This window comes from Xanthomonas sp. NCPPB 3583 (genome assembly GCF_041475715.2).
In the GTDB taxonomy this organism is placed as follows: Bacteria; Pseudomonadota; Gammaproteobacteria; order Xanthomonadales; family Xanthomonadaceae; genus Xanthomonas; species Xanthomonas euvesicatoria.
In genome coordinates this window covers 474,508-486,286 of the sequence record NZ_CM191263.1, presented here as the reverse complement: position 1 = coordinate 486,286, position 11,779 = coordinate 474,508, and the positions used below count along the sequence as shown (strand labels likewise).

Here is an 11,779-nt window from a genome sequence, read left to right as displayed (position 1 = left end):
ATCCGGGTAACCGGTTCATCAATGCCTTGTTTCGGGCCTGGCGACCATGCTTCGCGCCCGGCCTGCATGCCGTTGCCGCGCGCTACGGCCCGGCTTGCTCAAGCGCCCCCTCCATGGGCCGATATCGAGCGTTAGCACAAGACCTCTCGAGACCCTGGCGCATGGCAGACCAGCCCGAACACCCAAGCCGCCCCCGTGGCGGGCTGCGCCGCCTGTTGCCCTGGGGCGGCACGGACACCGCGCGCCCTGCCGCTGCCCTGCCGACGGTGATCAATGGCGAGCGCAGCGGTCATGGCCTGGCCGCGCACCAGCTGGTGCCGGCCAAGGCCAAGTCCGGCGCGCACGATCCGGCCGCTGCCACTGCATTGCTGATACGGCTGTTCTCGCATGCCGCGCATCCCGAAGCGCTGCTGCTCGCGTTCGCCGAAGGCATCGCCAGCCTGCATGGCGAGCTCGGCGACATGGGCGTGCGCCTGAGCGCGGCGTATGCGGCCGGTGATTGGCCCGGCTATGGCCGTGCCTTGCGCCAGCTCATCGACAAATACATCCGCACCATCGATATCGGCGATTCGCTGGCCGAAGGCCGCACGGAAGCCGAGCAGCTGCGCGATCTGCTGCGCCACGCGCTGGGCAATGCCCTGGCCACGCTGTTGCAACGCAGCCCGGAGCTGGCCGAAGAGGCGCAAACGCTGGCATCGGCGCTGCGCCACTGGCGCCCCGGACACGAGCTGATCACGCTGGAACAACGCCTGCGCGAACTCAGCCACCAGATCGGCCTGCGCGCCGAAGATGCCAGCGAACAACAGAACCTGTTACTGGGCCTGTTCGACCTATTGCTGGAGAACGTCGGCGAACTCCTGGACGATCGCAGCTGGTTGCAGGGCCAGATCTCGGTGGTGCGGCAACTGATTTCCGGCCCGCTGGATGTCAGTTCCATCGAACAGGCACGCGGCACCCTGCGCGAGGTGACCTACAAGCAGGGTCTGCTCAAGCAGGGCATCGCCGAGTCCAAGACCGCCATGCGCGAAATGATGGTGTCCTTCGTCGACCGGCTGGACGGCATGGCCACCAGCACCGGGCAATACCACGACCGCGTTGCCGGCTATTCGCAGGCGATCGGCGAGGCGCGCGGCATCCCCGACCTCAACCGGCTGCTGCAGGACCTGCTGCAGGACACCGCCGGCGTACAGGCACAGGCCCTGGCAGCGCGCGACGAACTGCTCGCGGCACGCCGGCAGGTGGAAGATTCCGAACAGCGCATCGCCTTGCTCGAACAGGAGCTCAAGGACGTCGCCGGTTTGGTGCGCGAAGACCAACTGACCGGCGCGCTCAACCGGCGCGGCTTCGAAGAACTGTTCCAGCGTGAAGCCGTGCGCACCCAGCGCAGTGGCCAGCCCCTATGCGTGGCAATGCTGGACCTGGACGACTTCCGCCGCCTCAACGAGACCCACGGCCACGCCGGCGGCGACGCCGCGCTGCGCCATACGGTGGAGGTGGCCAAGGCGGTGCTGCGCACCACCGATGCCATCGCCCGCTTCGGCGGCGAGGAATTCGTGCTGCTGCTGCCGGACTCGACCATCTTCGAAGCCAGCGCGGCAGTGATCCGCCTGCAACGCGCACTGTCGCAGCGCTCGCTGCTGCATGACGACGTGCGCGTGTTCATCAGCTTCAGCGCCGGCGTGGCGCTACGCGGGACCGACGAGACCCAGGACGAGGTCATCCGCCGCGCCGACCGCGCCATGTACGACGCCAAGGCGGCTGGCAAGAACCGGGTGATCAACGCCGATTAGCGGCGATCGTCGGCGAACGCACCGTGCACCCGGGCAATCGCTAAGCGGCGTGTACCGTGCTGGCTGGTCTGGCGGCGCGCCATGCATCAATGCGCGGGCTTGGCTCCGCGCAGCTTCTGAAACAGCATCACCGCGCCCAGCACGAGCGCACCGGCGACCACGCCAACCAGCATGTTGCCCAGCGCTTCGACCAGCCAGCCCATGCTGCCGGACGACTCGGCCAGATCCACCACCAGGTGATGCAGCGCCGGGATGTTGTGCACCAGGATGCCGCCGCCGACCAGGAACATCGCCAGCGTGCCGGCCACCGACAGGAACTTCATCAACCACGGCGCCGCCACCAGGATGCCGCGACCCAGGGCCGCCAGCGCGGCGCCCTTCCTGGTCAGGTACAGGCCCAGGTCGTCCAGCTTCACGATCGCGGCCACCACGCCGTACACGCCGATGGTCATCGCCAGCGCAATGGCCACCAGCACCGCCACCTGCTGCCCGAAGGACACCTCCGAGACCACGCCCAGCGAGAGCACGATGATCTCTGCCGAAAGGATGAAATCGGTGCGGATTGCGCCCTTCACCTTGTCCTTTTCCAGCGCCACCACGTCCACGTTCTGGTCGGCCAGCGCGCGGGTACGTTCGGCATGCCGCTGCGCTTCTTGCTCATCGTTGTGCAGGAACTTGTGCGCCAGCTTTTCCACGCCCTCGAAGCACAGGTAGGCGCCGCCGATCATCATCAGCGGCATCACCAACGGCACGTTGTAGCCGCGCCCGCGCAGCCACGCTTCCAGCGCGCTGATCGCCAATGCTGCCGGCACCAGGATCATCTTGTTGACCAGCGAGCCCTTGGCCACCGCCCACACCACCGGCAGTTCGCGGTCGGCCGTGACGCCGGTGACCTGCTGCGCATTGAGCGCCAGATCGTCGCCCAGCACGCCTGCGGTCTTCTTGGCCGCAACCTTGGTCAGGATGGAAACGTCGTCCAGCAGCGTGGCGATGTCGTCGAGCAGGGTGAACAGGCTGGCACCGGCCATGCGCAAGGTCCTTCTGGGGTGGTCGCGAATTCTCGCCGATCCCGCACCCGCGTGGGGTGATGAGCCGCCATTGCGCGGTCGTTGCATGCTGTTGGCAGGGCGATGCAGGCACCGCTGCGCCTGCGCTTGCGGCCGTTCGTGCCTGCCCTGGGCAGGTTTGCCTGCGGTGTGCGCAAGCGCGCGGATTCACCACGCGACGACCCGTCGCTGGCCACACTCGCCGCCTGCATGACGCCCCGGAGATGGCCTTGAGTCACAACGACCCGCACCGCGCCCCGGCTGCAAGCCCGGCTGATCATGCCGTGATTGGCGGCATGAGCCGGCGCACGCAGATCCTGCGCTTGCTGTTGCGCTACCGCGGCTCGGGCGTGTTCGCTGGCATGAACCTGGACCCGGCGGCCATCAACGAATACGAAGTGCCTGCAGAAGGCACCCCGGACCAGTTCGTCTCCGACCTGGAATCGCTCGGACCCACCTTCGTCAAGCTGGGCCAGATGCTGTCGACCCGGCCGGACATCGTGCCGCCGGAATTTGCCACCGCGCTGGAGCGCATGCAGGAGAACACCAGCTCGGTGCCGGTGGAGCGCATCCGCCAGATCATCGAGGAAGAGCTCGGGGTCTCGGTCAACAAGGCGTTCTCGTTCTTCGACCCGGTCCCGTTGGGCTGTGCCTCGCTGGCGCAGGTGCACCGCGCTGCGCTACGCGACGGCACGCCGGTGGCGATCAAGGTGCAGAAGCCCGAAGTGGCCGCGCAGGTGCGTTCGGATCTGGACGTGCTCAAGAGCTTCGCCACTGCCGCCGACCGTCTCACCGGCATTGGCCGGCGTGTGCGCTTTGCCGACTGGCTGGGCGAATTCGGCAAGACTCTGCGCGCCGAGCTCAACTACGAAGACGAAGCCGAAACCCTGGCGCGCTTCGGCAAGCACCTCAAGCCGTTCCCCTTGCTGTGGGTGCCGCAACCGGTGTGGGACCTGAGCAGCCGCAAGGTGCTGACCATGCAGCTGGCCGAAGGCGTGCGCGTGGACAAGATCTCCGGTCTTCGCCGCACCGAACAGCCGATGGACGAGCTGGCCGCGGAACTGGTCAAGGGGTATCTGGACCAGATGTTCGTGCATGGCGAAATCCATGCCGACCCGCATCCGGGCAATTTGCGGGTGCTGCAGGACGGGCGTCTGGCCATCTTCGACCTGGGCATGGTGGCGCATGTGCCGCCGCGCCTGCGCGAGCGCCTGCTCAAGTTGCTGTTTGCCGCGGTCGATGGGCGCGGCGAGGAAGTGGCCGAAGAGACCATTGCGCTGAGCACGCGGCTGGAGGATTACGACGAAGAACGCTACCAGCGCGAAACCGGGCAGATGATCGCGCGCTACGCAGCGCACGATGCCACCTCCGAAGGCCGGGTGGTGCTGGATCTGGTGCGCATCGCCACCTCGACCGGCTTGCGGACGCCGCCGGAGTTGAGCCTGCTCGGCAAGACCTTGCTGAATCTGGAAGGCGTGTGCCGCGCGTTGTCGCCCACGCTGGATACCCGCCGCATCGTCGAGCGCCATCTGCAGCACGTGATGCGCGCGCGCCTGAAGAAATCCCTGTCCGCGGCCAACCTGGCCAGCGAGGCAATGGAACTGCAACACCTGGTGCGCGAAGGACCGCGCCGCATGTCCGAGATCCTGTCGCTGGCTGCGGAAAACCGCCTGCAGATGCGCGTCACCGGGCTGGAAGAATCGCACCTGATGGAAAGCCTGCAGAAAATCGCCAACCGCGTGGCGGCGGGCATCGTCACGGCTGCGCTGATCATGGCGTCGGCGCAGATGATGCGCATCGAAACCGGCTTGAAGCTATGGGGCTACCCGGCTATTGCGATGGTGCTGTTCCTGCTCGGGGTCGTGCTGGGGCTGGGCATCGTGGTCAGTGCGCTGCTGTTCGACCGCCGCGTGCGAGCGCGCGAAGAGCGTGGGCACCGCTAGTCGTCAGGGCTGGTTGCCGCAGGTGGGCGCCTTGGTGCCCTGCGGTCAGGCATTGGGTCTGCGTCAGTCACCAGCCTGCGAACAAGTGTCCCTGACAAGACCGCGCTGCACGCACCCGGCGGGCGCGGCCGGAACCGGCATGTGACGTGTAAGCGACGGTTGCTGCGCGCTGTCCACGTTCAGTGACGACTGCTTCTTATCGTGTCGACAGTCCGTTCAACCGCGCAGGCAGGTGTGAGCGATTGCGCGTCAGGGGTAGCGCCTGTGATCTCCGCATTGCATGCGTGCGCGACACGCAGGGAACGGTGCAAGAAAAGCGCCGGTTCCGTTCGTGCGTCTTGCAACGTGCTCGATGCAGCGGGTTGCAGGCATCCTTCGCACACCACCGTGTCCCCACCCCGGCTCGCTGCGTGCAGCAGCGCTGCAGCGAGCACAACCACTATCACGCGTGGGCGCAAGGCATCTGACGCCACCTGCGTTTCAGCATCTTCGCGCTGGTTGGTGCGCACGGATGCGTCGCCGCTGTCCGGCGATGCTGGCCGGAGGTCAGGCCGGATCTGTCTCCAACAAACATTTCAGTCAGCTTCGGCGCGGCATAGTCCGTCATCCGGGTGTCACATGGCAGGTGGCGCACAGGACATGGCGAGCAAGGCGTCCGGTACGCGCTCGCACCATTCCCCCACGGACGCTGCGCATGCATTGGATGTTGTTGGTTTCGTTGTTGCTATTGCTGTGGCTGTTGGTCGCTTCTCCGCGTCTGGCATGGCTCAAGGCTGGCCTGTTGTCGCTCTTTCTGCTGCTGCTCAGCGTCTGGGGATTGGTCGACCGGCTCAGCGGCGACGGTATCAATGCAGCCACGCTGTATCACCTTCGCGCCGACATGGACGGCGCCGGCGTCAGCGACTTTTCCGGCTATATCGCGGTTTTCGTCGGCATGCTGTTGCTCTCGCTGAGCCCGCTGTTGCTGGTGCGGGTACGCCGCTTCCAGCGTCCGCGTGACGGCGGCGCCGTGTTCGCAGGCTTTGTGGGCATGTTGCTGGTCGGCATCGCCGCAAGCCCGCTGTATCGCGATGGCAAGCGCCTGTACTACCAGCTGCGCCCGGTCGATTACGCCACCGTGGTGCCGGAATACCAGGTGCCGCAGCAACCGCTGCACAAGCGCAAGAACATCGTCTGGATCTACGGCGAAAGCCTGGAGCGCACCTACTTCGACGAACAGGTGTTTCCGGGCCTGATGCCTAATTTGCGCGCGCTTGCGACCGAAGCGGTGGACGTACGCAATCTCGCCTCCGCCGAAGGCAGCGGCTGGACCATCGCCGGCATGGTCGCCTCGATGTGCGGCGTGCCGCTCACCACCGCGCCGGGCGATGAAAACAGCATGGACCGCATGGGCATGTTCCTGCCCGAAGCGCGCTGCCTGGGCGATTACCTCAAGGATCAGGGCTACCGCAATCATTACGTGGGCGGTGCCGATGCCAGCTTCGCCGGCAAGGGCCGTTTCCTGTCCAGCCATGGCTTCGACGTGGTGCATGACGTGCACCATTTCCACGACCAGGGTGTCGCGCCAAAGCACTTTTCTGCATGGGGCGTGCACGACGATGTCCTGCTGGACGACGCCTGGGATACCTTCCAGACGCTGTCGCGTGCCGGCCAACCCTTCATGCTGACCACGCTGACCATGGACACCCACCATCCGGCCGGCCACCTGCCACTGGCGTGCAAGGGCCAGCAGTACGACAGCGCACTGGGCGATATCGGTCTGCTGCATGCAATCAAATGCAGCGACCGTTTGATCGGCGAACTCGTCGCACGCATCCGCAGCAGCCGGTATGGCAAAAACACCATCATCGTCATCGCCTCCGATCATCTGGCCATGCCCAACGACCTGAGCGACGTGCTGGCCAAGCAGAAACGCGAGAACCTGCTGTTGTTCCTGGGCAAGGACATCGCGCCACAACAGGTCCACACGCGCGCAGGCAGCACGCTCGATTCGGGCGCAACGCTGCTGCAGTTGCTGGAACCAGGCATGCGCACGCTGGGCTTTGGCCGCTCGTTGCTGGCCCGCGATGCCCCACCCAGTGCCAGCGCGGCCGCCAGCCGCGACAGCGGCAAGGACTATCCGCGCTACCTGGCCTACGCGCGCACGCTGTGGACCGGGCGCAGTACGCGCATGCTGCGCATCAATGGCAATGGCGATGTGGTGGTCGGCGTGCAACAGGTGCGCCCACCGGTGCTGCTGGAATACGACAAGGACACCAACCTGAAAAACGTGTACCTGGGAAACACCTCGCGCCAGTTCGACCGCACGCATTCCAAGGGCACGCTGGCCTATGTGGACCGCTGCACGGCGTTCGAAGACGGCTCGGCCGATGGCCACTGGTGTGCGCTGGTGGTGGACCGCCACCAGAGCATGAAGCTGTATCGCGACCCGGACCTCACCCGCGGCATCGCCGTCGACGCGCCGCTGGAAGCCACCCAGCAGGGCCCGCGTCCGCGCGTGCGTCAGCCGATCATGCTCACCCAGGCTGCGCGCAAGACCGATGCCGGCCGCTACATGCTCGAGCTCTACGCCAAGCGCCGGCCCACGCGCGCGTTCTGGGTGGAAGCGGTGTCCTCCGAACGTAAGGTCGTGCTGGCACAGCAATGGGTCGTGCCCGACGCCGCCGGGCGCATCCGCATGCCGGTGGGCCTGGAACATGCGGTGGAAGACCTGGAGATTCGTGCCTGGCTTGATTACACCGAAGACGTCAGCGTGGACGACCTGGCCTTGGTCAAGGACATCCCGGTGGCGGATCGCTCCTGATGTGCCGACATGCGTCCATCGATGGTCGGGCATGGTTGTGCAATCAGCGCAAGCCGACCGACTTGCCGCTGCGCAGCCCTCGCCGACCTCGCCAGCTCAGTCATCCGACGCAGGCGCACCATCTCCGGCCTCGCGTGCCACGGCGGCCCCTGCACGACTGAAGCGGATCTCCTGCGGCGACTGCAACGCAATGCCCACCGTCGCCATGCGCTGCAGCAGCGCGAAGAACAGCTGGCTGCGCACGCCATACGAATCGCGCGGACTGCTCACGTAGGCGAACGAGTTGAAATTGACGTGCCCGCCGGCCAGCGAATCGATGAACACCGATGGCGCCGGTTCGGCCAGCACCTTCTCGTGCTCGGCGAACAAGGCCAGCAACATGTCGCGCACCCTGGCCACGTCGGTTTCCAGCGGCACCGAGAACTGCAACTGCACACGGCCCATCGGATTGGACAGCGTCATGTTGCGCACGCTCTTGGTGATCAACTCCGAGTTGGGCACGATCAACGTGGAGCGGTCGCCCACCTGGATTTCGGTCGCTCGCACGCTGATCTTGCGCACGTCGCCTTCCTGATCGCCGATACGCACCCAATCGCCGATCTTCACCGGACGCTCGGCCAGCAAGATCAACCCGGACACGAAGTTCTGCGTAATCGCCTGCAGACCAAAACCAATGCCCACCGACAGTGCGCTCAACACCAGCGCCAACCGCTTCAAATCCAGACCCAGCGCCGTGAGCCCCCACACCACCACGATCAACCAGCCCAGATAGCGCGCCACCGTGCTGATCGAATTCCGCGCTCCCGCATCCAGTTCGGTCTTGGGCAGATAGGTGTTGAGCAGCCACTTCTGCACCACATGGACCACGACCAGTCCTAGGACGGAGACGAGCAACGCACGCACCACCGCCGCCGGCGTGATCGTCAGCTCATTGCCGATTTTGATACCGTGCGAGACGTTTTCGGCCCAGCCGGTCACGGCGGACAGGTTGGCCCCATAAGGCGTGACCAATGCGGCAATGCCCAGCAGAATCAATAGGACACGCACCACTGCAGACAGCAACAGGCCCAGTTGCACCAGGCGCCCGCTGCCGGCACCAGAGGCATGCGACAGCGCACGGCTAAAGCGTCCGTCCGGGTTGAAGATCCAGGTCAGCAGGTCGTCGGCGAACACCACCAGTAACCCGAGCAGGCTGCAGATCAGCGTGATCCAGATGATCTGCCGGGCGATAAACAGCGACAGATTGATATAGCCGAACAGGGCAGCCAACAGCGACACAATCACCGCAACATGCCCGAGCAAGCGGATCAGCACGATGAAACCGCCACCTCGCGACACCACAGGTGGTGGCTCGCTGCTGTCGACATTGGCTTGCCCGGCGCTCGCAGCGCGTGCACGCAGCGACAGACTCAGGCCAGCCAGGGCTGACAGGATCAAACCGGCATACAACAGCGCAGCAATTGCGTCGGTGGCAGTGGTTGCGGCATCGCTCGTGTGCGCCACCTCGTTGAGCTTCATCGCCATACCGCTGAACCAGCTCACCGCCGCGGTCGCCAAGCAATGCAGCCTCAGGCGATCGACGGTCGCGTCATCCAGTGGAAACAACCGCCAGGTGGGCTGGTGCTTCATCAACAAGCTGGCGCTCAGCGAGCCGATAAACGCAGCGACGAAACTGATAATGACAAAAGCACTCAGCAATTGATCCAGATCGGCCGGCACCTGAGCAATGGCACGAACCGTTTCGACGAGGACCCATGCCGCGATGCCAAGACTGAGCGTTCCGATCAACAGAAACCACAGGGCCAATCCGGAGCGGCGCAAACGGCCCCCAGGCGCACGTGAGGCGGCATAGCGACGACCGAGATGTCGCAGGAAAATGCGCAGCGGAAATGCCAACAGTAGTGCGATCAGCGCGCCAGTCACCAGGCTGCCCACACCATTGGCGGCCGTCCCACTCCGCAGGAGCTGCGCTGCCTCATCATACAAAGCTCGCAAACGCGCGCGGTCATCCGGCCATTGCTGTGAAATCTGGTTCCAGAGAGCCGGCGATAGAGGAGATGCCACACGCGTGGACATCTGCACGCTGAACAGTTGTGCGCGCTTTTGCTCAAGTCGATCGGCCAGATCACGCGCTTTGGAATCCAGAAGATTGGCGCGTTTGAATTCTGCATCCAGCGCGCTCTGCTCTTTTTTTAGCGCTTCCCGCTGTTTTTTCAGATCGCTCGCTTCGCCGCTTTGGGCATCCCCCAATCCGGCCAGCTGTGAACTGATTTGCTTGAGTGGCGGATCCAGCTCGCGCGCCAGGTCCTGTACCTGCCGCTGCGCCGTTGTCACTTGGTCAATCAGCTTACGCAGCTGCTCGTCGTCGGCCTTTTCCAATGCGGCATCGGCTGTGTCCAGCGACTTTTGTGCATTGTCCAACTGCGTCTGAGCTGTCTCCAACAGCGTGTCTTCTTCCTGGGCGAAAGCACCCACATGGACAAGCCACAAGGCGCAGCACAGCAGCACACGCAGCAACACGCTCGAACGGGCAGACGCGGATCGAAATTCGGACACAGGCAGACATCGCACAAGCGCGGGACCGCGCGGTGCCGGCATTTTAAGGCACCTTCCTATCGGGCCAATCACCGCCGCGGTGTCGATTCATACGGACGCAAGCGTACCGACCGGCACGCAATGCGCCGCGTCCGCAGGCAACCCAGCCGCGATGACTCACAGACTCGGACAGGACCGGGAGGACACTGTCGGCAAGTACAACGACGTTTACAGTGCAAGATCTGATCGATAGCGCGGAGCAGACCCACATGCCGCAGGCATCCTGCTGCTTCGCAGCAACCAAGGCGCAGTCACGCCATCATGGCCGCAGGCGGACCGGGTCTCGGCTCAGCGGCGCAGAACGCCAACCAGCGCGCGCCGCGCTTTGCCAAGGACCTGCGCGCCCACTCAGCCAACCCGCGCATGAATGGGCATGCCGCGTTGTCACTTTGCGACAACACGCCGCTGACGCAGAATCGAGCCACCGCTGCGGCAGACGCAGCGGATGACCGCAAAGGAGATCCTCTATGCAGATTCAGATCCAGACCGACAAGCACGTGCCACACGATCCGTCCGTTGTGGCGCATGTCGAAAAGACCTGCACCGCCCAGCTGGCCCATTTCGCCAGCGACATCACCCGTGTGGAAGTGCATTTGCGTGATGAGAACGGCCAGCGCGGCGGCGCGGCGGATCGAACCTGCAGCATCGAGGCGCACGTCGCCGGCCTGCCGCCGATCGCGGCTACCAACAGCGCCGAAACGACGGCCTCTGCTGTGACCGGAGCTGCGCGCAAACTGCGCACTGCCATCGAACATGCACGCGGCAAGCAGCACTCCAAGGCCACCGCCCCGCCGCCGGACATGCTTTGATCTGATCTGGAGGTTGGCATCTGCCTCGGCGGCTGCCAACCTTTGCGGCGATGGCATCGCGGCACGTCATCTAGCGATGCGCGAAGCGCCCCTCCAAAACCTGTGACCATTAAACGGCATTCGGCCCGTCGCACTCATCTTGCGGCGGGCCGAATGCTTTGAATCTCTTGGTGCTTACGGAAAGAGCCCAATCCCAAGCACACGGCGCCGATTTTTAGGATTGTCGAGCTGATCTCTGGCTTTTACGCCAGCAGCGTCCAGGCAACTGGGCTCATGACCAGCGACGCGGATAACCCGCGTAGCGACAGGCTGAGCCGCACCAATCGGGTGCAACGTTGCCTGGATCCTTTCGCCCATTGCACGGCACTGCTGAAGGTATACGTATGGTTTGCTTCCCACAGCAGCACGGGGTTATGTCTTGAGTCCGGCAGCAAACCGATCAAACTCGCCTTGCGCAGTTCGGCTTTCGATCTCCATGACTTACCGGCAGATTCGTAAGTCAGCGCGTTCGAGTTCCCGGCAACTCCCAGGCGCGTCACCGTAATTGCAAGGCCTGGAAAAATAGCCAACCGCTGCTGCAATTTTCCATGATCGCAGCAATGCAATCGTTCAACAGCGGACTGGCCACGGACCGACGCAGCCACTCGATTCCCTCATCCAGCCCGGCTCGCCCCGGTCCGCAGGGTTCGGCGGCGTGTGGCTGGCATGCGAATCAGGGTTTGCGCAGAAACAGATAGGTCGCAGTGGTGGTAGGGAAAACGCGGATCAAACGGCCGACTGCTGCCTTGGTGCG

The 11,779-nt window shown here is 64.6% G+C and carries 7 protein-coding genes; 4 read left to right on the top strand and 3 right to left on the bottom strand.

The genetic code is table 11. The annotated features are described in order from the left end of the window. The first annotated feature begins 161 nt into the window (after window positions 1-161). Window positions 162-1,790 carry a GGDEF domain-containing protein gene (locus ACCQ07_RS02145; protein ID WP_014089156.1) on the top strand — a complete coding sequence of 543 codons (1,629 nt, stop codon included), beginning with the start codon at window positions 162-164 and terminating at the stop codon, window positions 1,788-1,790. An 86-nt stretch (window positions 1,791-1,876) separates the two neighbouring features. On the opposite strand, the gene ACCQ07_RS02140 is transcribed toward ACCQ07_RS02145, so the two are convergent. Next, window positions 1,877-2,818: a DUF808 domain-containing protein gene (locus tag ACCQ07_RS02140; protein ID WP_031420813.1), complete on the bottom strand. Its 942-nt coding sequence runs from the start codon at window positions 2,816-2,818 to the stop codon at window positions 1,877-1,879. 59 nt (window positions 2,819-2,877) lie between these two features. Between ACCQ07_RS02140 and ACCQ07_RS02135 the strand changes: the two genes are divergently transcribed. Continuing rightward, window positions 2,878-4,779, top strand: coding sequence for an ABC1 kinase family protein (locus ACCQ07_RS02135; RefSeq protein WP_011346118.1), 1,902 nt, complete (start codon window positions 2,878-2,880; stop codon window positions 4,777-4,779). Window positions 4,780-5,473: 694 nt separating this feature from the next. Beyond that, window positions 5,474-7,582: a phosphoglycerol transferase I gene (locus ACCQ07_RS02130; RefSeq protein WP_372363733.1), complete on the top strand. Its 2,109-nt coding sequence runs from the start codon at window positions 5,474-5,476 to the stop codon at window positions 7,580-7,582. A gap of 96 nt (window positions 7,583-7,678) precedes the next feature. Here ACCQ07_RS02130 and ACCQ07_RS02125 read toward each other — a convergent pair whose 3' ends face one another. Then, window positions 7,679-10,180 (bottom strand): DUF3772 domain-containing protein, encoded by a 2,502-nt coding sequence (locus ACCQ07_RS02125; RefSeq protein WP_206516367.1) that lies wholly within the window; start codon window positions 10,178-10,180, stop codon window positions 7,679-7,681. Between the two features lie 464 nt (window positions 10,181-10,644). Here ACCQ07_RS02125 and ACCQ07_RS02120 point away from each other — a divergent pair, with 464 nt between their 5' ends. Further along, complete coding sequence (locus ACCQ07_RS02120; protein WP_007974834.1) at window positions 10,645-10,986, top strand: HPF/RaiA family ribosome-associated protein; 342 nt, start codon at window positions 10,645-10,647, stop codon at window positions 10,984-10,986. Window positions 10,987-11,228: 242 nt separating this feature from the next. Here the strand turns inward: ACCQ07_RS02120 and ACCQ07_RS02115 are convergent, their stop codons facing one another. Further along, entirely contained in the window at window positions 11,229-11,630 is a 402-nt protein-coding gene (locus tag ACCQ07_RS02115) for a hypothetical protein (RefSeq protein WP_372165047.1), read from the bottom strand. Between the last annotated feature and the right edge of the window lie 149 nt (window positions 11,631-11,779).

Bases quoted from the DNA above. Each gene is read 5' to 3' on its own strand.
- ACCQ07_RS02145 (WP_014089156.1), top strand. From the start codon at position 162: ATGGCAGACCAGCCCGAACACCCAAGCCGCCCCCGTGGCGGGCTGCGC.
- ACCQ07_RS02140 (WP_031420813.1), bottom strand. From the start codon at position 2,818: ATGGCCGGTGCCAGCCTGTTCACCCTGCTCGACGACATCGCCACGCTG.
- ACCQ07_RS02135 (WP_011346118.1), top strand. From the start codon at position 2,878: ATGAGCCGCCATTGCGCGGTCGTTGCATGCTGTTGGCAGGGCGATGCA.
- ACCQ07_RS02130 (WP_372363733.1), top strand. From the start codon at position 5,474: ATGCATTGGATGTTGTTGGTTTCGTTGTTGCTATTGCTGTGGCTGTTG.
- ACCQ07_RS02125 (WP_206516367.1), bottom strand. From the start codon at position 10,180: ATGCCGGCACCGCGCGGTCCCGCGCTTGTGCGATGTCTGCCTGTGTCC.
- ACCQ07_RS02120 (WP_007974834.1), top strand. From the start codon at position 10,645: ATGCAGATTCAGATCCAGACCGACAAGCACGTGCCACACGATCCGTCC.